16 protein-coding genes are annotated in these 22,326 nt (G+C 72.2%); 5 read left to right on the forward strand and 11 right to left on the reverse strand.

What is annotated here, in order from left to right; translation table 11 throughout:
- Positions 1-188: 188 nt before the first annotated feature.
- From AB0K14_RS16430 to AB0K14_RS16455, 6 genes are all read right to left on the reverse strand, one after another.
- On the reverse strand, positions 189-3,494 hold the full coding sequence (locus tag AB0K14_RS16430; RefSeq protein ID WP_360447077.1) for a S8 family serine peptidase: 3,306 nt from the start codon (positions 3,492-3,494) through the stop codon (positions 189-191).
- A gap of 304 nt (positions 3,495-3,798) precedes the next feature.
- A complete protein-coding gene (gene serA, locus AB0K14_RS16435; RefSeq protein ID WP_360447075.1) occupies positions 3,799-5,388 on the reverse strand; it encodes a phosphoglycerate dehydrogenase in 1,590 nt (529 codons plus the stop codon).
- 213 nt (positions 5,389-5,601) lie between these two features.
- Positions 5,602-5,871, reverse strand: a complete 270-nt coding sequence (locus tag AB0K14_RS16440; RefSeq protein WP_360447073.1) for a DUF397 domain-containing protein — start codon at positions 5,869-5,871, stop codon at positions 5,602-5,604.
- A 63-nt stretch (positions 5,872-5,934) separates the two neighbouring features.
- On the reverse strand, positions 5,935-6,948 hold the full coding sequence (gene ilvC, locus AB0K14_RS16445) for a ketol-acid reductoisomerase (RefSeq protein WP_360447071.1): 1,014 nt from the start codon (positions 6,946-6,948) through the stop codon (positions 5,935-5,937).
- 31 nt (positions 6,949-6,979) lie between these two features.
- Positions 6,980-7,486 (reverse strand): acetolactate synthase small subunit, encoded by a 507-nt coding sequence (gene ilvN / locus AB0K14_RS16450; RefSeq protein WP_360447069.1) that lies wholly within the window; start codon positions 7,484-7,486, stop codon positions 6,980-6,982.
- 4 nt (positions 7,487-7,490) lie between these two features.
- Positions 7,491-9,236 (reverse strand): acetolactate synthase large subunit, encoded by a 1,746-nt coding sequence (locus AB0K14_RS16455; protein WP_360447593.1) that lies wholly within the window; start codon positions 9,234-9,236, stop codon positions 7,491-7,493.
- A gap of 380 nt (positions 9,237-9,616) precedes the next feature.
- On the opposite strand from AB0K14_RS16455, the gene AB0K14_RS16460 reads away from it, so the two are divergent.
- The 3 genes from AB0K14_RS16460 (at position 9,617) to ilvD (ending at position 12,408) form a co-directional block, all read left to right on the forward strand.
- The gene (locus AB0K14_RS16460; RefSeq protein WP_360447067.1) at positions 9,617-10,054 is read left to right on the forward strand and encodes a PH domain-containing protein; all 438 of its coding nucleotides are present in this window, start codon (positions 9,617-9,619) and stop codon (positions 10,052-10,054) included.
- Positions 10,051-10,485: a vitamin K epoxide reductase family protein gene (locus tag AB0K14_RS16465; RefSeq protein WP_360447065.1), complete on the forward strand. Its 435-nt coding sequence runs from the start codon at positions 10,051-10,053 to the stop codon at positions 10,483-10,485. Before AB0K14_RS16460 ends, AB0K14_RS16465 begins: the two co-directional genes overlap by 4 nt.
- An 81-nt stretch (positions 10,486-10,566) precedes the next feature.
- Entirely contained in the window at positions 10,567-12,408 is a 1,842-nt protein-coding gene (ilvD, locus tag AB0K14_RS16470) for a dihydroxy-acid dehydratase (protein ID WP_360447063.1), read from the forward strand.
- A 236-nt stretch (positions 12,409-12,644) separates the two neighbouring features.
- Here the strand turns inward: ilvD and AB0K14_RS16475 are convergent, their stop codons facing one another.
- Both AB0K14_RS16475 and AB0K14_RS16480 read right to left on the reverse strand, forming a co-directional pair.
- Positions 12,645-13,376, reverse strand: a complete 732-nt coding sequence (locus AB0K14_RS16475) for a DoxX family protein (RefSeq protein WP_360447061.1) — start codon at positions 13,374-13,376, stop codon at positions 12,645-12,647.
- A gap of 72 nt (positions 13,377-13,448) precedes the next feature.
- Entirely contained in the window at positions 13,449-14,363 is a 915-nt protein-coding gene (locus AB0K14_RS16480; protein ID WP_360447060.1) for a 2-hydroxyacid dehydrogenase, read from the reverse strand.
- Between the two features lie 30 nt (positions 14,364-14,393).
- Between AB0K14_RS16480 and AB0K14_RS16485 the strand changes: the two genes are divergently transcribed.
- A complete protein-coding gene (locus AB0K14_RS16485; protein ID WP_360447058.1) occupies positions 14,394-15,263 on the forward strand; it encodes an alpha/beta hydrolase in 870 nt (289 codons plus the stop codon).
- A gap of 10 nt (positions 15,264-15,273) precedes the next feature.
- Positions 15,274-16,458, forward strand: coding sequence for a PQQ-dependent sugar dehydrogenase (locus AB0K14_RS16490; protein WP_360447056.1), 1,185 nt, complete (start codon positions 15,274-15,276; stop codon positions 16,456-16,458).
- A 9-nt stretch (positions 16,459-16,467) separates the two neighbouring features.
- Here the strand turns inward: AB0K14_RS16490 and AB0K14_RS16495 are convergent, their stop codons facing one another.
- The 3 genes from AB0K14_RS16495 to AB0K14_RS16505 form a co-directional block, all read right to left on the reverse strand.
- Complete coding sequence (locus tag AB0K14_RS16495) at positions 16,468-18,942, reverse strand: M14 family zinc carboxypeptidase (protein ID WP_360447054.1); 2,475 nt, start codon at positions 18,940-18,942, stop codon at positions 16,468-16,470.
- Positions 18,943-19,036: 94 nt separating this feature from the next.
- Complete coding sequence (locus AB0K14_RS16500; protein WP_360447052.1) at positions 19,037-21,703, reverse strand: CHAT domain-containing protein; 2,667 nt, start codon at positions 21,701-21,703, stop codon at positions 19,037-19,039.
- Between the two features lie 86 nt (positions 21,704-21,789).
- Positions 21,790-22,068, reverse strand: coding sequence for a hypothetical protein (locus AB0K14_RS16505; protein WP_360447050.1), 279 nt, complete (start codon positions 22,066-22,068; stop codon positions 21,790-21,792).
- Between the last annotated feature and the right edge of the window lie 258 nt (positions 22,069-22,326).

Genomic DNA, 22,326 nt, shown 5'->3' on the forward strand with positions numbered 1-22,326 from the left:
AGTTCTCATTGCGAAAGGCTACCGGTCCGAAGCGGTGAAACCGCACTCGGAACACCCCTCCGTGGCCATATCTCCCGGACTGCGGGACACCCGAACGGTTCTGTGCCCCCGTTCGGTCGTCACCCGATGTGCGTAAACGGCTCTGGCCGGCCGGGGCAACCCCGACCGGCCAGAGCGATGCACGACGATCAGGCCACTGAGCGCACGGCCGGGTTCAGCCGCGTCTGCGCCCGCACCCTCACCACGTCGGCCTTGTCGCCCGAGGCGTTGTGGTGGTGCAGGACCAGCAGGCTGTCCGCGCCGTCGGCCGCCGCGGCCGCCGAGTCGTGGTTGACGACCAGCGCGGTGGCCGGACGGGCCCGGTAGGACAGCGCCGGGTCACCGCCGCCCTGCACCCACATGCCCGGCTTGAGCGGGTCGAACGACAACGCGGTCGGGATCGAGTCGACCAGGCCGTCGGACGCGCCCGGTGCCACGTAGAACCCGGACACGCCGACCTGGTAGCTGATCCGCGAGGTGTCCGCCGACGCGTCGATGCCCAACGCGGACAGCAGCACCGGCAGGACCACCACGTTCGTGTCGAACACGTTGGTGTCCACGTCGCCGAACTGGCCGTTGACGCCCTGCAGGTCGACCGTGGCGCCCGTGTTCAGGTCCACCGTGGCCGCGACCAGGAGGTCGGTGTCGGTCAGCTTGGTCGCGTACACCTCGTAGTCGAACGCACCGTCACCGTTGGTGTCGATGTCGATGAACGGGATGGTGTTGCTGCCCAGGTTGTACCAGTTGCCCCAGGTGGCGATACCGAAGGCGAGCAGCGCGTTCTCCGGCGTGCCCTGCGCCTTGGCCAGCGGCGCGGTCGTGGCGGCGCCGACGTAGCGCAGGTCGCCGCCCTTGGCGGTGTTGTTCAGCACGCAGTTGTCGGTGACGTTGCGGCGGCAGTCCGGCAGCTGCGGCGAGGACGCCTGCAGCTCCAGCACGCTCACCAGGGACTGGTAGGCGCCCTGGTCGACGCCCCGACCGGTCAGGTTGAGCACGCCCTGGCCCTTGCCGTTGACCCGCACGCTGTTGGCCACGTTGATGTCGGCCACCGGCTTCGGCGCGGAGTACACCGGCACGCGGAGCGCCACCGCGGAACCGGCCTTCGGGGTGAGCACGACCCGGCCCGACGCGTCGGCCAGGTACTGGCGCGGCACGTCGAGGTGGTTGGCCTCGATGGTCGGGTCGACCGTCTTGCGCAGCGCGGTCGGGTCGTCGATCTTCAGCGCGACGGTGACCCGGGCGATGCCGCGCGGGCTGAGCCGCACGGTGCTCGCGGACAGCTCGTAGCGGACGCCGGGGATCTGCGTCAGCGCCTCGTAGCCCACGGTGTAGTCCACCCACTTGGTGGACTTGTTGACCACCTTGATGGTCTTGGTGAGGCTGACCGGCGCGGCCACCTCGACCGTGCCGAAGGACGCGGACACCGCGCCCGGGTCGTCCTGCACGTAGGCGAGGACCTGGTTCTCCACCGCGGCCTTGCCGTCGACGCGGCCGGCGCCGACGCGGTTGGGCGCGTAGGTCTTGTCACCGACCTTCACGTCGTGGCCCGCGGTGTTCATGACCGCGGCCTTGACCTCTTCCGGCGTCCAGTCCGGGTGGACCTGGCGCACCAGCGCCGCGATGCCGGAGATGTGCGGAGCGGCCATCGACGTGCCCGAGTTGACCATCGTCTTGTTGCCCGAGCCGACCAGCGCCGAGGCGATGGAGTCACCGGGGGCGGCCACGTCCGGCTTCACGACCGGGCCGCGCACGCCGCGCGAGGTGAACGAGCTCGGGGTGTCGCTGATGGACTGGTCGAAGGTGGGCAGCGAGGTGCGCAGGTCGCCCGACTGGCGGACCACCAGCGTGCCCGCGGCCAGCACCGGGCGCAGCGCCGCGGTGGCCGAGCCGGTGAACTGGAACACCGGGATCGCCGCGTTGCCGGAGATGCCCGCGTTGAAGTGCTCCAGGGTCGAGGTGAACACCGCGCCGACGGCGCCGGCGGCGGTGGCGTTGTTGCTCCGGCCGACCGAGCCGCAGCGACGCGTGGCGTCGTTGTCGTCCCACTCCAGCCACACCATCTTGCCCGCCACGGCGGCCTTGTCGGCGGCCGAGAACGGCAGGCAGCCGTCCTTGTTGGCGGCGTCGCCCATCGCCACGACCGGCGCGGTGAGCTCCAGGCCCTCGTAGTCGAAGGCCACGCTGTACTGGCCGGGCTTGCGACCCGCCGAACCGGCCGGGGCGGTCACCTCGACCGCGTCGCGCAGCACGTACGCGTCACGGGTGCTGGCCACGGTCAGCGCCTCGGGGGTGCTGCCCGGCGAGCCGCCGATGTCGTACAGGTCGCCGCCGTTGCCCGCGGAGAACACGGTGAGCACGCCGGAGGCGTTGAGCTTGCGCACGAACAGGCTGTCCGGGTCGTCCGGGGCGCCGTAGTCCGAGCCGAGCGAGAGGTTGACCACGTCGAGGTGGTCGGAGAAGTCGCCGTCGCCGTCGGGGTCGAGCGACCAGTCCAGGGCCTGCGCGGTGACGTTGGTCGAACCGTCGCAGCCGAACACCTTCAGCGCGTACAGCAGGGCCTTCGGCGCGGTGCCGGGGCCGATGCGCATCGCGTCCAGCGCCTCGGGGGTGAGCTTGGTGTAGTCGCCCTTGAAGGTGCTGCCGTCGGCGTTGACGCCGAAGCCCGCCGCGGTGCCGGCGACGTGCGAGCCGTGGCCGTTGCAGTCGAGGGGGTTCGGGTCGGGCTTCGGGGTGTTGACCGCCGGGTCGTCGCTCTCGCCGTCGTAGGCGTTGCCGACGAAGTCGTAGCCGCCGACCACCTTGGCGGTCGGGAAGTAGGAGGCGTCGACCACGGTCTCGTCGATCGCCTTGAACGCCTCGATGGTGCCGGGGCCCGCGAAGTCGCTGTGGGTGTAGTCGATGCCCGTGTCGATGATGCCGACGCGGGTGTCGTCACCGAGCTTGCCGTACTCCTGCCACGCCTTCAGCGTGTTCGTCAGCTGCACGGCGGTGGAGTTCTGGCGCTTCTTCGGCACCACGGTCCGCACGGACTTCACGTCCGCGCGCTGCGCCAGCTCGCGCACCTTCGCGGCGTCGGCCTGCACGACCACGCCGGGCACGCCGTTGGCGGTGCGGAACAGCTCCTTGGTGGCGGAGTCCGCGACCCTCAGGGCGCCGACGACCTGGTCGGTGACCCGACCGGTGTCGTTCTTCGTCGCCCTCGCGGCGTCCTTGGCCTGCTGCTTGGTCGCGCCCTGGCTGGTCTTCTCAGCGAACGCGTCGACGGCCGGCTTGGCCTCCAACTCCACGAACGCGGTGACCCTGCCCTTGGCGGCCGTCAGCCGGTCGGACACCTTCAACTGCAACTTGCCCGCGTCCAGCCCGCGCGCGTTCGCGACGGACGGCGCGAGTGGATCTTCCGCGGCCAGCGCGGTACCGGCGGTCGAACCGGCGACGAGTATCGCGGTCAACACCACCGGTACGGCAGATCTGGCGACAACGCGAGATCGGCTCACAACGTGCCCCAAGCGAGGTCGGATTCGACCGGGCAGGCAGCGTCGTCTCCAGTGGGGGCACTGCCCGCGTGGTGCCGTGCCCTCTACGGCACCGGGTCAACCTCGTGCGAGGAACCTAATCGCTCGATCGAGCGGATCACTTAGCCCGATCGAGTGATGGCAACCACAGTTTTGACGACTAACGGTTAACTGTGACACCGCCGAGACCTGCGGCGATATACATCGACAGGCCTCGGCGGCGTTACTCCGTTCCAGGGACGAACGATCAGTCGAAGTTGACCGAGCGCACCGTGCGCGCACCGACGGCCGCACCGATCGGGTCGAGCACCGCGGTGTCCACCGGGCGGTCCACGCGCAGCAGCATGAACGCGTCCGCGCCGTCCTTGGTCTGGCTGATCTGGGCGGCCTCGACGTTCACGCCGGCCTCGCCCAGCAGGGTGCCGACGGTGCCCATCACGCCCGGCCGGTCCGGGTACTCCAGCAGCAGCACGTTGCCCTCGGCCCGCAGGTCGAAGCTGCGGCCGTTGATGCCGACCAGCTTCTCGACCTGGTCCAGACCCGTGAGCGTGCCCGACACCGTGATGACCGCGCCGTCGGCCTGCACCGCGCGCACCGTGACCAGGCTGCGGTGGTTGGCGCTCTCCGGCTCCTTGACCAGGTCGACGCTCACGCCCAGCGAGTTCGCCAGCGCCGGGGCGTTGACGAAGGTGACCTGCTCCTCGACCACGCTGGAGAACACGCCGCGCAGGGCGGCCAGCGGCAGCACCGCCACGTCCTCGTTGGACAGCTCGCCGCGCACCTCCACGCTGACGCTCGTGGGCGCCTTGGCGCTGAGCGCCGCGACCACCGCGCCCAGCTTCTGCACCAGCGGCAGGTACGGGCGGACCTCCTCGCCGACCACGCCGCCGCCCTGCACGTTCACCGCGTCCGGCACGAAGTCGCCCGCCAGGGCGAGCAGCACCGACTTGGCCACGTCCGTGCCCGCCCGGTCCTGCGCCTCCGAGGTCGAGGCGCCCAGGTGCGGGGTGACCACGACGTTCGGCAGGCCGAACAGGGGGCTCTCGGTGGTGGGCTCGGTGGAGAACACGTCGATGCCGGCGCCGCCGACCTGGCCCTCCTTCACGGCCTCGGCCAGCGCCTCCTCGTCGACCAGACCGCCGCGGGCGGCGTTGACGATGATCACGCCGCGCTTGGCCTTGGCCAGCTGCGCGGCGCCGATCAGGCCCTTGGTCTCCGGGGTCTTCGGCAGGTGGATGGAGATGAAGTCGGCGCGCTCCAGCAGCTCCTCCAGCGTCACCAGCTCGATGCCGAGCTGCGCGGCGCGGGCGGCGCTGACGTACGGGTCGTAGGCGATGAGCTCGGTGCCGAAGGCGGCGATGCGGGCCGCGAACAGCTGGCCGATCTTGCCCAGGCCCACCACGCCGACGGTCTTGCCCTGCACCTCGACGCCGTTGAACTTGCTGCGCTTCCACTCGTGGTTCTGCAGCGTGGCGTGCGCGGCCGGGATCTGGCGCGCGGTGGCGAGCAGCAGCGCGACGGCGTGCTCGGCGGCGCTGACGATGTTCGAGGTGGGCGCGTTGACCACCATCACGCCGCGCTCGGTGGCGGCGGGCACCTCGACGTTGTCCAGCCCGACGCCCGCGCGGGCGACGACCTTGAGCTTGGTGGTGGCCTTGAACACCTCGGCGTCGACCTTGGTGGCCGAGCGGACCAGGAGGGCGTCGGCGTCGGCGACGGCTTCGAGCAGCGCGGGACGGTCGGTGCCGTCGACGTGGCGCACCTCGATGCCATCACCGAAGACGTCGAGAACGGACGGTGCGAGCTTCTCGGCGATGAGGACAACGGGCTTGGTCACGGACGTCGCTCCCGGAGGTGTGAACGGGTGGGGAGCGCGGGGCCGTCGAGCAGGTCGTCACCCGCGCCGGCCGGCCACGGCAATGTGTCCGGGTTGTTAACGAGCATAGTCAGCGCCCGCCCGGCGGTTGACACCCGGGTGCCCCGTTTCACCTGCTGGAACACGGTACGCGCGTCCTACTTGGACCCTGCGGGGCGTGCGGGGCGCGAACGGTCACCAGGGCTCGTCGAACTCGCCGTCCTTGACGCCGAGGATGAACGCCTCCCACTCGGCCGGGGTGAAGACCAGGACCGGGCCGTCGGGGTGGGCGGAGTTGCGCATCGCCGTGTACGTCACGCCGTCGGTGTGCTCGACGAACGCGATCTCGACGTGCTCCTCCTCCCCCTCGGCCCCCTCGTCGCTGCGGATCCACTCGGCGCCGCCGAGGTCGAGGTTGCCCCGGACGTGGGCCTTGTCGTCGTAGATGGGCGCGCTGTCGGTCATGGGGCCTAGGTATACCGGGGCCCGCGGCGCAAACCGCGGGCCCCGTCGAAAAAACCGCTGATCTTACGCCGTTTCGGTGATGGGTCGGTCGACCCAGGACATGAGGCCGCGCAGCTTCTTGCCGACCTCCTCGATCGGGTGCTGCTCGCCCTCCTGCTGCAACTTCTTGTAGTTGCCGCGGCCGGCGTCGTCCTCGTTCACCCACTCGGTGGCGAACGTGCCGTCCTGGATCTCGCCCAGGATCTTGCGCATCTCCTCCTTGACCCCCGGCGTGACCACGCGCGGGCCGCGGGTGAGGTCGCCGTACTCGGCGGTGTCGGAGATCGAGTAGCGCATGCGGGCGATGCCGCCCTCGTACATGAGGTCCACGATGAGCTTGAGCTCGTGCAGGCACTCGAAGTAGGCGACCTCGGGGGCGTAGCCCGCCTCGGTCAGCACCTCGAAACCGGCCTGCACCAGCGCGGACGCGCCACCGCAGAGGACCGCCTGCTCACCGAACAGGTCGGTCTCGGTCTCCTCCTTGAACGTGGTCTTGATGACGCCCGCACGCGTGCCGCCGATGCCCTTGGCGTAGGACAGCGCGAGCGCCTGCGCGTTGCCGGAGGCGTCCTGCTCGACCGCGATGAGCGCGGGCACGCCCTTGCCGTCGACGAACTGGCGGCGGACCAGGTGGCCCGGGCCCTTCGGCGCGACCATCGCCACGTCCACGTTGGACGGCACGGTGATCAGGCCGTAGCGGATGTTGAAGCCGTGGCCGAAGAAGACCGCGTCGCCGTCCTTCAGGTTCGGCGCGATGTCGTTGGCGTAGATGTGCCGCTGGGCGGTGTCCGGCGCCAGGATCATGATCAGGTCGGCCTCGGCGGAGACCTCGGCGGGCGTGCCGACGGCCAGGCCCTCCTCCTCCGCCTTGGCACGGGACTTCGAGCCCTCGGGGAGGCCGATCCGGACGTCGACGCCGGAGTCGCGCAGGCTCAGCGCGTGCGCGTGGCCCTGGCTGCCGTAGCCGATGACCGCGACCTTGCGCCCCTGGATGATGCTCAGGTCGGCATCGTCGTCGTAGAAGATCTCGACGCTCACTGGTGGTACTTCCTTCCTCGGAACCGGAAAATCAGCGCACCGCGGTCGCGGTGATGGAGCGGGCGCCACGGCCGATGGCGACCATGCCGGACTGGACGATCTCGCGGAGCCCGTAGGGCTCCAGCATCCGCAGCAGCGCGTCGAGCTTCTCAGACGTGCCGGTGGCCTCGACGGTGACCGCCTCCGGGGAGACGTCGACGACCTTCGCGCGGAAGAGCTGCACCGTCTCCAGGACCTGGCTGCGCACCGTCGCGTCGGCGCGCACCTTGACGAGCAGGAGCTGCCGCTGCACCGACGCGGCGGGCTCCAGCTCCACGATCTTGATGACGTTGATGAGCTTGTTGAGCTGCTTGGTGACCTGCTCCAGCGGCAGCTCCTCGACCGACACCACGATGGTCATCCGGGAGATGTCCGGGTGCTCGGTGCGGCCGACGGCCATCGACTCGATGTTGAACCCGCGCCGCGAGAACAGGCCCGCGACCCGCGCGAGGACACCGGGCTTGTCCTCGACCAGAACGCTCAGGGTGTGCCTAGTCATCTCGTCACTCGTCCTCGTCGAACAGCGGGCGGATGCCACGCGCGGCCATGATCTCGCTGTTGCCGGTGCCGGCCGCCACCATGGGCCACACCTGGGCGTCCTTGCCGACCACGAAGTCGATGACGACGGGCCGGTCGTTGATCTCCATGGCCTGCTGGATCACCGAGTCGACCTGCTCGCGCGACTCGGCGCGCAGGCCGGCGCAGCCGTAGGCCTCGGCGAGCAGCTTGAAGTCGGGGATGCGGTGCTTGTGCGTGCCCAGGTCGGTGCTGGAGTAGCGCTCGCCGTAGAACAGCGTCTGCCACTGGCGGACCATGCCGAGGTTGCCGTTGTTGATCACGGCGACCTTGATCGGGATGCCCTCGATGGCGCAGGTGGCCAGCTCCTGGTTGGTCATCTGGAAGCAGCCGTCGCCGTCGATCGCCCACACCTGGACGTCCGGCACGCCAGCCTTGGCGCCCATCGCGGCGGGCACCGCGTAGCCCATCGTGCCGAGGCCGCCCGAGTTGATCCACGTGCGCGGCGACTCGTACTTGATGAACTGCGCCGCCCACATCTGGTGCTGGCCGACACCCGCGGTGAACAGGGTGTCCGCCGGGGTCAGCGCGCCGATCCGCTCGATCGCGTACTGCGGCGACAGCGTGCCGTCGTCGGGCCAGTCGTAGCCCAGCGGGAACGTCTCGCGCAGCGCGTCCAGCTGCGCCCACCACGGCGTGAGGTCGACGGTGGTGGCCGCGTTCTCCTTCTCCGCCCGGACCGCGTCGACCAGCTCGCTGATGATCTCCTTGCAGTCGCCCACGATCGGGACGTCCGCGCGGCGGTTCTTGGAGATCTCCGCCGGGTCGATGTCGGCGTGCACGACCTGCGCGTCCGGCGCGAACGAGCCGAGCTGCCCGGTGACCCGGTCGTCGAACCGCGCGCCGAGGGCGACCAGCAGGTCCGACTTCTGCATCGCGGCGACCGCCGAGACCGTGCCGTGCATACCGGGCATGCCCAGGTGCTGCGGGTGCGAGTCGGGGAACGCGCCGCGCGCCATCAGCGTGGTGACGACCGGGATGCCGGTCGACTCGGCCAGCTCCAGCAGCTCGGCCGACGCCTCGGCCTTGATCACGCCGCCGCCGACGTAGAGGACGGGGCGGCGGGCCGCGGCGATCAGCTTCGCGGCCTCGCGCACCTGCTTGCCGTGCGGCCGGGTCGTCGGCCGGTAACCGGGCAGGCGCAGTTCCGGCGGCCAGGAGTACGAGGTCATCTCCTGCAGCACGTCCTTGGGGATGTCCACCAGGACGGGGCCGGGTCGGCCGGTGGAGGCCAGGTGGAACGCCTCGGCGATGGCGCGCGGGATGTCCGCGGCGTCGGTGACGAGGAAGTTGTGCTTGGTGATCGGCATGGTGATGCCGCAGATGTCGGCTTCCTGGAACGCGTCGGTGCCGATCAGCGGGCGGGACTGCTGGCCGGTGATGGCGACCACCGGGACGGAGTCCATGTTGGCGTCCGCGAGGGGCGTGACGAGGTTGGTCGCACCGGGGCCCGAGGTCGCCATGCAGACCCCGACCTTGCCGGTGGCCTGCGCGTACCCGGTCGCGGCGTGGCCCGCGCCCTGCTCGTGGCGGACCAGGATGTGGCGCACCTTGGTGGAGTCGAGGAGCGGGTCGTAGGCAGGCAGGATCGTGCCGCCGGGGATGCCGAAGACCACCTCGCAGCCCACTGCCTCCAGTGAGCGGACGAGGGACTGGGCGCCGGTCACGCGGATGGGAGCGCCGCTCGGCGGGGCCGGCTTCGGCCGCGGTCCAGGGCGGGGCGACGACGACTCTCCGGGAGCCGGTCGCGAGGTTGCGCTGGTCATCTGTCTGCCTCGTGGGTAAGGAGAATGCACGGTCCGGGCACGAAAAAACCCTCGCCAACCCGGACGGGTCGCACGAGGGTCGCGCGTCGACGCAAGCTCGAATGCCTAGGCGTCGACGCGCCTGGGAAGTACGAGAACGAGGTTGCGCTGCATGGGGCTGACGTTAACCGTCAAGGAGGTGGAGCGTCAACTGTGCGGGACGGCACTCCCGGATCGTGGACCCCTCCACGTGCGTGGGAGTGGGTCGGCGTCACCCGCTCGGACGAGGAGGTGGCAGCATCTCAGGGGTGCCGAAAGTCGTGTTCCGCATCCCCACCCCGGCCCTGTTCGCCGCCGGGTCCGCCGCCATCTGCGCGACGCCCGTGGCCTGGGGCGTTCCCGGTCTCCAGGTCCTCTACCTGCTCCCGGCGGCGTTCGCGTGGTGGGTGCTGCGCAACCGGACGTCCGTGGACGGCGAGCGGATCGTGGCGCGGGGCACGTTCGGCCGGCGGGAAGTGCCGTGGTCGGACGTGAAGGCGATCAAGGTGGTACCGAAGGGGTGGTTGTCGGCCGTGCTCGCGGACGACTCGCTGGTGCGGCTGCCCGCCGTCCGCGCCGCGCACCTGCCGATGTTGTCGCAGGTCAGCGGGGGTCGCGTGGCCGATCCGACGGTCGTGGCGACCGAGGACGAGCCCGCCGAGGCTGACGGGGACGCAACGCCGCCGCCCGTAAAGTCCGAGGAGTGAGTTCTCGCACACAGTGGGTGCCCGTCGTCAGCCTGGCGCTGTCCGTGGCGGGGCTGGCCGTCTCGACCTACCTCACCGTCGCGCACTTCACCGCGGGCGCGCTGCTGTGCGCCGAGGGCGAGGTGATCGACTGCGGCACGGTGACCACCAGCGAGCAGTCCGAGCTGCTCGGCATCCCGGTCGCGGTGCTGGGGCTCGCGTTCTTCGCGTTCCTGACCGTCGCGTGCCTGCCGTTCGCCTGGCGCGGCGAGGTGTGGCACTGGGCGCGGCTGGCGTCCGTCGGCGTCGGCGTGCTGTTCGTGGTGTACCTCGTGGCCGCCGAGTTCCTGCTGATCGGGAAGATCTGCCTGTGGTGCACGGCCGTGCACGTCATCACGCTCGCGCTCGCCGCCGTGCTGGTCGCCGGCGCGTTGCGGCGGAGTACCCTCTGAGGCACCGCTCCCGCATTCCGCGCCCTCCACCCCGCGCGCGCGTCGTACGCGAATCTTTTGGCAAAGACTTCTGGAGGAGCCGTGCCACCGCTCCGTTCCCGCACCACCACCCACGGCCGCAACGCCGCGGGCGCACGCGCGCTCTGGCGCGCGACCGGCATGACCGACAGCGATTTCGGCAAGCCGATCGTGGCCATCGCCAACTCCTACACGCAGTTCGTGCCGGGGCACGTGCACCTGCGCGACCTCGGGGACATCGTGGCCGAGGCGATCCGCGAGGCGGGCGGGGTGCCGCGCGAGTTCCACACGATCGCGGTGGACGACGGCATCGCCATGGGGCACAGCGGGATGCTGTACTCGCTGCCGTCGCGGGAGATCATCGCCGACTCGGTCGAGTACATGGTCAACGCGCACCAGGCCGACGCGATCGTGTGCATCTCCAACTGCGACAAGATCACGCCGGGCATGCTCAACGCGGCGATGCGGCTCAACATCCCGGTGGTGTTCGTCTCCGGCGGGCCGATGGAGGCGGGCAAGGCGGTCGTGGTGGACGGCGTGGCCGTCGCGCCGACCGACCTGATCACCGCGATCTCCGCGTCCGCCTCGCCGGACGTGGACGAGGCCGGTCTGGCCGAGGTCGAGCGGTCCGCCTGCCCGACCTGCGGGTCGTGCTCGGGCATGTTCACCGCGAACTCGATGAACTGCCTCACCGAGGCGCTGGGCCTGGCGCTGCCGGGCAACGGCTCCACGCTGGCCACGCACGCCGCGCGCCGCGAGCTGTTCGCCGAGGCCGGCCGCACGGTCGTGGACCTGTGCAAGCGGTACTACGAGCAGGACGACGAGTCGGTGCTGCCCCGCTCGATCGCGAACCGCAGGGCGTTCGAGAACGCCATGGCGCTGGACATGGCGATGGGCGGCTCGACGAACACCGTGCTGCACATCCTCGCCGCCGCGCGGGAGGGCGAGGTCGACTTCACGCTGGCCGACATCGACGCGCTGAGCCGGCGCGTGCCGTGCCTGTCGAAGGTGTCGCCGAACTCGGACTACCACATGGAGGACGTCCACCGGGCGGGCGGCATCCCGGCCCTGCTGGGCGAGCTGTGGCGGGCCGGCCTGCTCAACGAGGACGTGCACACCGTGCACAGCCCGGACATCGCGTCGTGGCTGGGCGAGTGGGACGTGCGGGCCACGTCGCCCTCCCGGCGGGCCGTCGAGCTGTTCCACGCCGCGCCCGGCGGCGTGCGCACGACGGAGGCGTTCTCCACGTCCAACCGGTGGTCGAAGCTCGACACGGACGCGGCCGGCGGCTGCATCCGCGACGTCGCCCACGCCTACACCAAGGACGGCGGCCTGGCCGTGCTGCGCGGCAACCTGGCCGAGCGCGGCGCGGTGATCAAGGCGGCGGGCATCGACGAGGAGCTGTGGCACTTCGAGGGGCCGGCGCGGGTGGTGGAGTCCCAGGAGGAGGCCGTCTCGGTGATCCTGAAGAAGGAGATCCAGCCCGGTGACGTCCTCGTGATCCGCTACGAGGGTCCGGCGGGCGGGCCGGGCATGCAGGAGATGCTGCACCCCACCGCGTTCCTCAAGGGTGCTGGCCTGGGCCGCAAGTGCGCGTTGATCACCGACGGCCGGTTCTCCGGCGGCACGTCGGGCCTGTCGATCGGCCACGTCTCACCGGAGGCGGCGGGCGGCGGCGTGATCGGCCTGGTCCAGGACGGCGACCGGATCGTCATCGACATCCACGAGCGCCGGTTGGAGCTGCTGGTGGACGAGTCGGTGCTGGCCGAGCGGCGGGCCAAGGTGGAGGCCTCGGAACGGCCCTGGCAACCGACCGACCGCGTCCGCCCGGTCACCGCCGCCCTGCGCGCCTACGCCCGCATGACCACCGACGCCTCCACGGGCGCCGTCCGCGAAGTGAATTAGCCGGAAACCGGAAGACCGGCCGCCGGATGATCCGCCGGCCGGTCTCCACACCCTGGTCACACGGCCCGACGAACGGGCACCACCACGCGAGGTCGCGTCGACCGTTCGCGACTCATTTCCCGGCGATCACGCTCTTCGATCGCCGGGAAATCAGGCGCGAACGGTCTGCCCGCCGCGAAGCGGCAGATCTGCCCTAGCCAGGCGACCGAGCCGCCGTCTGCGGAGCAGCGGCCATGTCACCTAAACACGTAGAGGGTTGCCGCGGTGGCGCCGGCGGCGAGGATGAGGCAGATGAAGCCGGACAGCAGCGGGTGGCGGAACCAGCTGCGGTTGTAGTCGAGGGCCGCGCGGCCGGGGCCGGCGAACAGCACGGCGAACGCCATCGCCGCGTAGACGGCCTCCAGCTCCACCCCGTTGGGTGCGAAGAACCCGCCCCGGTACTTCAGCGCGATGACGTTCGCCATCACGCCGAGCACGCCGGCCGCGGCCAGGGGGGTGAACAGGCCGAGGACGAGCAGCGCGCCGCCGCCGAGCTCGGTCACCCCGGTGACCCACGCCAGGATCCGCGCCTCGCGGAACCCGGCGGACTGCAGGTACTGGGCGAACCCGTCGATGCCCGGCCCGCCGAACAGGCCGAACACCTTCTGCAGGCCGTGCATGACGAACGCGCCGCCCAGGGCCAGCCGCAGCACCAGCAGGCCGATGTCGGCGCTCGCGGTCCAGCCGAACTTCCTGCGCTCGTCCTCGTCGTCGAAGGTCTCGTAGTGCGCGGGCTTGTCGTCCAGGTCGGCTACCGGCGTGTAGCCGGTCGCGTCGAACGCGGTCGTGTCCTTGGTGAACGCGCTGTTGTCGATCGTCCGCGTGCCGTCGTCGAAGTGGTGAACTCCTCCGCCCACGCCACTCGTCGAGTAGAACCCGTCGTCGGAGTAGCCGCCCGATGCTTTCGAGCGGTCGTCGTGAGTAGCCACGCACCCGCACGTTAGGAGGTTCGGACGACGTCCGCGAGCGTCCGTTTCGGGGTGTACGTACACCCGAATGGCCTAATAATCACCCTCGACCAGGTTCGCCGGCCGCTCACCGCGGGCGAACCGCGCGATCTCGGCGGCCGCCACCGCGTACGCGCGGTCGGCGCTGCCCGTGCAGCTGCCGGCCACGTGCGGCGTGAGGAACAGGCCCGGCGCCGTCCACAGTGGATGGTCCGACGGCAGGGGTTCCGGCTCGGTCACGTCCAGCGCCGCGCGCAGCCGCCCCGACGTCAGCTCGGCCACCAGCGCGTCGGTGTCGACGACCGCGCCGCGGGCCGCGTTGACCAGGATCGCGCCGTCCTTCATCCGGGAGAGGAACTTCGCGTCGACCATCCCGGTGGTCTCCTCGGTCAGCGGCACGACGACGAGCACCGCGTCGAACCCGCCCAGCAGGTCGGGCAGCTCGTGCACGCCGTGCACACCGGGCCGCGCGGTGCGGCCGACCAGGGTCGCGGTCGCGTCGAACGGCTCCAGCCTGCGGCGGAACTGCTCGCCCAGGTCACCCGCGCCGACCACGAGCACCTTCTTGTCCTGCAACGTGTCGGTGAAGTGGTAGTCCCAGCGCCGCTCCTGCCTGGCCCGCTCGAACACCGGGAAGTCGCGGTAGATCGCCAGCAGCGCGCCGATCGCCCACTCCGCCGTGCTGCCACCGTGCGCGCCGCGGCACGTCGACAGCATCACCCCATCGGGTACGACCCCGATGAACCGCTCGGCGCCCGCCGAGAGCAGCTGCACCAGCTTCAACGACGGCAGCTGCGCGAACACGTCCCGAGGGTCCGCGCCCGTGAGGAACTTCGGCACCAGGACTTCCGCCCGCGCGGCCTCGGCCGGCAGCGGCTGCCCCGGCTCGTAGCGGAGGGGGCGCACACCCTCCACGTCGGACAGCACGCGGACACCCAGGTCGTCGGGGACCAGAACGGTGAGGCTCACGGGTTCGCACGTTACGGCACACTGGCCGCCATGCGGGAGCACGACGTCCACTCCGCGGACGGCACGCGGATCAGGTTGTGGCGCACCGACGGCGACGGGCCGGACGTGCTGCTCAGCCCCGGGCTCGGCGCGGTTCCCACGCTGTGGCCGGAGCTGCCGTCGGCCCGCGTGCACAGCTGGTACCACCGCGGCACCCTCGACTCGGACCGGCCCGCCGACCCCGCCCGCATCGAGCTGGCCGACCACGTCGCCGACGCGCTGGCCGTGCTCGACGACGGCGGGATCGAGCGGTGCGTGGTGATGGGCTGGTCGATGGGCGTCACGGTGGCCGCGGAGCTGGCGTTGCGGCACCCGGACCGGGTGAGCGGCCTGATGCTGGTGGCGGGCGCGCCGGGCGACACGTTCGCGGACGTGCTCGGCTTCCCGGGCGTGCCACCGCCGGTGCGGCGGCTGATCGGCGTGGGCGGGGTGACGGCGTTGAAGGCGGCCGGGCCGCTGCTGGACGCCGTGCTGCACCGCGTGCCGGTGCCGGACGTCGGCGGGCCGCTGCTCGGGTCGCTGCGCCGGTACCTGCGGCACGACTGGCGCTGGTACTTCACGCTGGCCCTGGCCCTGGGCCGGGCGCCCCGGCTCGACCTGACCGGCGTGACGTGCCCCACAACGGTGCTGGCGGGCCGGTACGACTTCCTGGCCTCGACCGACGGTGTGCTCGGCCCGGTCGCCGCGCTGCCGCAGGCCAGGGTGCGGGTGCTGCCGAACACGCACTTCCTGCCGCTGGAGGACCCGCGGGTGGTGGTGGACGAGCTGGAGCTGCTGCTCGACCGGGCGGACGCCGTGCAGCGGGCACTGCGGGACGAGGTGGAAGGGCCGCTCACCTCGCGTTCACGGCCGCGCGCCTAACCTGGGACCCGTGTCGCGACTGCGTGGAGTGCTGATCGGGTCGGCCTTGGGCCTGCTGGCCGCGGGCTGCGCGAGCTTCCCCGAGCAGCCGGGACCGGCGGGGTGGAGCGCGGCCGTGCAGCTGACGCCGCAGGCCGGGCCGGTGCCCGAACTGCCCGGCGAGCTGCCGAAGGGGCCCGCCGACGGCAGGCAGCCCGGCCAGCAGCAGACCCCCGTGCCGCCGCCGCAGGGCTGCAAGGACTTCAGCCCGGCCGTGGTCGGCACCTGCCTCAACCCCGTTTCCGGGGTGGCGCTGACCGACATCAACCAGACCACCGGCGCGGTGACCGCGCTGGCGACCGAGCGGACCACCGGCCGGCTGCTCAAGGTGACCAAGGACGTCGACCCGGTCGAGGTGGCGAAGTTCGACGTGGACGCCTCCAGCGGTGGCGGGCTCACCGGGCTCACGCTCTCGCCGACGTACCCCGAGGACCAGCTGGTCTACGTGTACGTGACCACGGCGACCGACAACCGGGTGATGCGGCTCGCGCCCGGCGACGTGCCGAAGCCGGTGCTGACCGGCATCCCGAAGGGCCGGACCGGCAACCGGGGCGTGCTCGCCTACGACCGCTCCGGTGCGCTGCTGGTGGCCACCGGCGACGGCGGCGACCCGGCCGCGGCGGCCGACCCGAACTCGCTGGCCGGGAAGGTGCTGCGGATCGACGGCACCGGCCAGCCCGCGCGCGGCAACCCGACGCAGGGCTCCCGGGTGCTCGCGAGCGGGCTGAGGTCGCCGGGCGGGCTGTGCGTGTCCGGAGACGGGTCCAAGACGTGGGTGACCGACGCGGCCGCGACCGCCGACGTGCTGTACCGGGTGGAGCCGGGCAAGGCGCTCGGCGACCCGGCGTGGTCGTGGCCGGAGCGGCCCGGGGTGGGCGGCTGCGGTTCGTTCTCGAACCTGGTGATGGTGACCACGAGCGCCGCGCCGGGCCTGCTCAACCTGCCGATGAACCCGGACGGCAGCTTCACCGGCAAGCCCGAGCTGACCATGGACGGCCCGGACGGCTTCGGCCGCCTCGGCCCGGTGGTGATGCTCGACGACACGACCGCGCTCGCCGGCACCGTGAACAAGGAGGCGGGCGGCGCGCCGGTCTCCAGCGACGACCGCGTGGTGATCATCGTGCGGGACGGCGGCGGCGAGGGCGGCAAGGACTGACGCCCGCCGTCAGGGCGCCGCGGTGCGGTAGATGGCGTCCGCCACCTGCCAGTACAGGCCCTTCGGGTGGTCGCGGAACAGCGGTTCGGTGCCGAACAGCACCGCCCGCGCGCCCTTCGGCGACGTGCCCGCCACGACCGCCGCCCGACCGGCCGCCTCGTCCTGGCCGCCCGACCCGTCGGGGCGCGCGGCCCAGTGCCCGGCGACCAGGTCCTGGTACCGCTGCCGCGCGCTCACCCCCGGTCCGAGGTCGGTGAACCAGTGCGGCGCGTACACGAACGAGTGGTCGACGGCGCCGGTCTCGTCCACCACCGCCACGACCCCGTTCGCGTCCTCACGACCCGCGACCGCGCGCACCGGCAGCACCCCCGCGTCGGCGTTGAACCGGGCGCCGGTGGCGCCGCGCGTCACCACGCCGCCGCGGGCCAGGAACCCGTCCACCGCGGCCCTGGCCGGCGCGCCCAGCTGGTCGTAGCGCAACCCGGACGACACGACCAGCACGTCGACCCCGGACAGGTCGAACCCGGCGTCCACCGTCGCCGTGGACACCGGTCGCACGTCGAACCCCATGTCCCGCAACGCCTTCAGCTCGTCCGCCGCCACCGCGCCGGCCACCACGGGACGCCGCAGCGGCGCACCGCCGGGCGTGGCCGACGTGAACCGGACGCCGTACCGGTCGGCCACCTCCTCGGCCGCCGACCGCGCCGACGCGGGCACCACGATCGTGCCGTCGTCCTGCCTGCGCAGTTCCAGGCCACGCCCGAGCAGGTCGTTCACCGCCGCCGCGTCCTTGCCGTCGGCCAGGACCAGCGCCAGGTCGCTGCCCCTGGGCGCGCCGACCGACCCCGTCGGCGACGCCGCCACCACGTCGCGCCCGCGCACGTCGACCGGCCCGTCGCGCACGACGTCGACCGAAGCGCCCCACAGCAGCCGGTGGCTCCAGCCGCTGATGTCGTACATCACGTCCACCCGGTCGGAGATGTCCCGGCCCGCCTCCAGCATCACGTTGGCCAGCGCCCGCTTCGGCTGGTGCAGGTCCACCACGTACGACCCGGCCGGGTAGGACCGGTCGCCGAGGGTGAACGCCCGGTCGGCCCGCCGCACCCGCACGTCGTGCGCCAGCAGGTGGTCGACCAGCCTGGCCGCCGCCGGCCCGGACCGCTGCCCGTCGCCCACGGGGATGACGTACGCGCGCGGGAACTCTGTGGTGTAGCGGTCTTCCGGGCCGAAGCCGGGCACGTAACCGTCCGGCACCGCCCGCTGCGGCTCGCCGGCCAGTCCGCGGCGGAACATCTCGATCTGGTTGTCCACCATCGGGAGCCGATGCTCCTTCACGTACGCGAGGGCGCTGCGGATCGTCGCCTCGACCACGTCGGTGTTGATCGCCGAACGCCGCCGCAACTCGGTCACCGGCTGCGTCGTGTAGTCGGCCCGGTTCACGCGCATGGGGATCTCGATCGTGTAGGACACCGCGCCGTGGTACATCGAGTACTGGGCGGTGTAGATCGGCGCCCAGCCGTCCCACACGCCCGGCTCGTAGTCCCGGAACGGGATCTCCGGCTCGGCCGCCTCCGGGTGGCCGAGGCCGCGCACCGCGTCCTCCATGCGCAGGCCGCCCGCGTAGCCGTGCCCGATGTAGAGGTCGAAGTCGTAGTTCTGGCCGTGCGGCGGTGTGGTCGGCTCGATCAGCGTGTTGGCCACGTACCCGTGCTCGTCCAGCACCAGCAGCGGCTGGATGCGCTTGACCACGTCCCGCATCGCCCGCGACTCCGGCTGCGACGAGGTGGCGAAGTCGCGGTTGAGGTCGAACCCGCGGGCGTTGGCCCGCGTCCCGGCCACCCGCCCGTCCGGGTTCGCGGTCAGGTTCACGTGCACCCGGTGGCGGCGCAGCAGTTCCAGGGTGGCCGGGTCGGAGGCGAACGCGAGGTCTTCGAGCACGCGCAGCGCGCCGTCGGTGCCCTCCCACTCGTCGCCGTGGATGTTGGCGTTGACCCACACCGGCGCCTTGTAGCCGGCGCGGAGGAACATGTCGCGGGCGGCGGACGCCGGCGCGTTCTCGATCCGGTCGCGCCACGCCTCCTGCCTGCGGGTCTCCGCGGGGCTCTCCGGCGCGGTGAGCGTGACCAGGTAGAGGTCGCGTCCCGCCGTCGACCTGCCGACGACCTCGACGGACACCCGGTCGCTGCGCCGTTGCAGGTCGTTGAGGCGTGGCGCGAGGGAGTGGTAGGGCGCGAGGCCGAGCTTGATCGCCCGGTCGGCCTGGTCCTCCGGGTACACGCGCAGCCGGGTGCGGCGCGGGTAGCCGGGGTTGGCGTCGGGCCAGTTGTCGCCGCGCGCGGTGGCGTGCAGCGGCGGGTCGACAGCGGCGACCTGGTTGCGCTCCGGGCCGTTGCCCGGCTCGTGGGCCCGGCCGACCGCGGGCGCGGCGGTCGCGGGGGTGGTCATCGTGGCCAGCAGCAACAGCGTGAGCGTCAACCAGCGCACCGTGCCCCCTAGGGGTGATCGCCGAAGAACTCCTCCACCCTGACTAGTGGGTGCGGGTGATCCCGGTCAACCGGTCGAACGGCTGGTCAGCCGCTCACCCGGCGCCGAGGCACACGAACGGGCGACGCAGCGGGTCCACGGCGACCGCCTCGGCCAGCGCCACCGCCGGTGACGCGCCGCCTGCGAGGTTGCGGTGGAAGTCGGCCATCGCCGCCGCCGACGGCCGGTCGCCGACCCGGCTGGACGCGGCGATCACCGTGCGCGCGCCACTGGCCAGCAGCGCGCCGGCGAACCCCAGCGGCTCGTCACCGGGCCGCACCCGGTTCAACGCCAGTTCGCACGCGGCCAGCACGACCTGGTGCGGCGGCCTGCGCACCCGGCCGATCTCGTGCGCGAACAGCGCGCCGTCCACCAGCTCCAGCCGTGAGAACAACGCGTTCTCCTGCTCGTGCTCGCCGTGCGCGGCGATGTGCGCGAGCTCCACGCCGTCCAGCGCCGCCAGCACCTTGCCGACCCTGGCCTCGGTGACGCCGAGCGTCGTCGCGCCGCCGTGGTAGCCCGCGAGCCGGTCGATCTCGCCCTGCGCGGCCTGCAACCCGGGGCCGCGCACCAGCAGCACGCCGTCGGCGACCTCACGCGCCTCGCGGATCGCCGACATCCACGCGGTGGCCGACGGCACGGCCGTCGTCGGCCGGTTGGCGCACGTCGGCAGCACACCCCACGGCACCACGTACAGCGCGCCCGTGGGCACCACGACCAGGGACCGGTCCCCGATCATCGGCGCCAGCGGGCGCAGCAGCAGCCGGTCGAGCTTCTCCGCCTCGCGGCGCGCGGACGCCGAGATCACCTCGACCAGCGGCGCCGGGAGGTGGTCGGGCGCGAGCGCGTTGAGGTCGGCGTGCAGGCGGCGTGCGCCCTCGGTGGCGGCGGCGGCGGAGCCCAGGCGCACCATGCGGACCCGTTCACCGGCGAACACGACGGCGATCAGCTCGTCGCCGGACACCGCGAAGCTCACCACGGCCCGCCCGCACAACCGGCCCAGCACCTCGTCCGGCGTGACGACCGGGCGCGGCGTGCCCCACGGGCTCGCGCTCCACCCCATCCGGGTGGCGGCGCGCTGGCTCGCCTTGAGCCGCGCCTCCAGCTCACCGGTCGGCAGGCCGTCGAGGCGGGCGCGCAGCAGCACGCGGCTGAGCCTGCGCACGTCGGCGATGCGCTCACCCAGCTCCGAATCCACTGTGGACTCCGCCGGGTCGTACCGGTACAGCTGGGCCCTGGTGCGCTCCAGCCAGGTGAACAGGCGCTTGGCGTTGGCCGCCGAGTCACGGCCGCGCAGCACCAGCCGCACGGCGAGTTCGCCCAGCTCACGGCCGTGCACGGCGGTGCCGGACACCAGTTCCAACCCGCCGAGCCGGTCCCGCATCCGGCCCAGCTCGGCCAGCCCCGCCTTGGCCTGCGCCAACGCCACCCGGTGGTTGCCGCGGGCCAGCGCCAGCTCCGCCCGGCACAGCCGCAGCAGCATCCGGTGGTCGATCGGCGCGATCCGGCGCGACTTGGGCACGCTGCGCAGCAGTTCGGCGCCCCGGTCCGGGTCGCCGCGGCGGATCTCCAGGCGGGCCGCCAGCACCAGCGCGAACGCGGCCTGGTCGGCGAGCTTCAGCCCGGCCAGCTCCGCGGACAGCTCGATCGCCCGCCGCACCACCTCGGCGACCGGGCGCCGCGACTCCAGCGCGCGCACCGCGTCCACCCGCAACGCGATCAGCCCCGCGACCGCCGCCCACGCCGGGCTGCCGCGACCGACCAGCTTGCGCTGCGCCGAGGTCGCCATCCGCCGGGCCAGCCTGAGGTCGCCGTCCTGCAACGCGGCCGCCGCGCGGAACAGCTCGGCCTCGGCGACGTCCTGCCCGATGCGCTGGCGGCGCAGTTCGGGCAGCACCTCGTCCAGCAGCCGGCCCGCCTCGTCGGCCAGCCCGACGCTGATCATCGCCTCGGCCTGGTCGATGCGCAGGCGCAGCAGCAGGCCCGGTTCGAGGTCCTGGAACGCCCGGTTGGCCTCGTGGTAGTGGCGCAGCGCGGCCGGGATGTCGCCGGCGCGCTGCACCGCGTTGCCCAAGGCGTGCTTGGCGATCGCGGCGCGCAGCGGCAGGTCGTGGGCGTCGGCGAGCTCGACGGCGCGGTTGAGGTCGCGGACGGCCTTGTCGTGGCGGTGCACCTCGCCGTGCGCGTTGCCCCGGTTGGACAGGGCCAGCGCGAGCAGGTCGACGGCGTCGGGGTCACCGCCGGCGGAGTCGGCGATCGGGGCGGCGTGCGCGGCGAGGCGGCGTTCGCTGCGGTCGATCTCCCGGTCCAGCTGGGCGATGCCCTCGTCGATGCGGCCGACCCGGCACAGCAGGGCGGCGCGGTTGAGGTTGACCAGGGTCGACAGGTGCGCCCGCAACGCCTCGTCCCGCAGGCCGACGAGCTCTGCGTCCACGCCCGCGAGCTGGGTGAGGCCGTCGTCCACCTTGCCGGTCTCGGCCAGGCAGAACGCCAGGGTGTTGCGCAGCCGGGTGCGGACCTCCAGGCGTTCCTGCGGGTCGATCCCCTCGGTCTCCAGCAGCGACAGGCCCTTGCGCATCTGCCGGATGGCGGCGGGGTGGCGGTCGGCGGTGGCCGCGTCCAACGCGCTGCGGTGCAGTTGCCGGGCCCGTGCGACCGCGTGGCCGGGTCCGGCGGAGCCGCGCCTCCCGCGTGGTCCGCCGGCGGGGCTCTGCGAAGGCACGGTCATATGAGATCACAGGCACCGAGCGGGTGCCGCCGGCCTGGGGCCGGCGGCATCCGGTGCGACGTCACCCCGGTCGGCGGGCGCTACCTCGTCTGGGTGGCGGCCGTCGGCTCGTCCGTGGTGGGCTTGTACGGGCCACCGTTCGTCTCGGGGTCGCCCGTCGGCTTGTACGGGCCGCCCATCGGCGTGACCAGCGGGTCGACGGCCGGGTCGCCGGTCGGCTTGTACGGGCCGCCGGTCGGCTCGACACCACCGCCGACGAGCAGGTCGACCTCGGTCGACTCGGTGTCGGTCGCCTCGTCGACGATCCGGTCCTCGATGGCGTCGATCTCGGCGACGAGCTTCGGGTCAGTACGAGTCATGGCGTTGCCTCCCCTACAACGGGTCCCCTGGACGGGGCATCCTCTGGGTCTGATTGCCGATCCGGTGAGCCCCCCGACCCTCCCGAACGGCTCAAGCCTGACACAGATGGACGCACCTGAGCGGAGGAAATTTACCGAGAGCGACCAACGTGCCGATCTTGAGCTTCGCTACCAGCACCGAAGAGGTGTTTCGACCAGTGTTACCACTCGAATGGGCGAACGTATTAACAGAGTGCAGGCACTCTGGGTCCGCAATAA

The organism is Actinosynnema sp. NPDC050801 (genome assembly GCF_040673975.1).
Lineage (GTDB): Bacteria > Actinomycetota > Actinomycetes > Mycobacteriales > Pseudonocardiaceae > Actinosynnema.

Bases quoted from the DNA above. Each gene is read 5' to 3' on its own strand.
- AB0K14_RS16485 (WP_360447058.1), top strand. From the start codon at position 14,394: ATGCGGGAGCACGACGTCCACTCCGCGGACGGCACGCGGATCAGGTTG.
- AB0K14_RS16440 (WP_360447073.1), bottom strand. From the start codon at position 5,871: ATGACCGACAGCGCGCCCATCTACGACGACAAGGCCCACGTCCGGGGC.
- AB0K14_RS16505 (WP_360447050.1), bottom strand. From the start codon at position 22,068: ATGACTCGTACTGACCCGAAGCTCGTCGCCGAGATCGACGCCATCGAG.
- ilvN (WP_360447069.1), bottom strand. From the start codon at position 7,486: ATGACTAGGCACACCCTGAGCGTTCTGGTCGAGGACAAGCCCGGTGTC.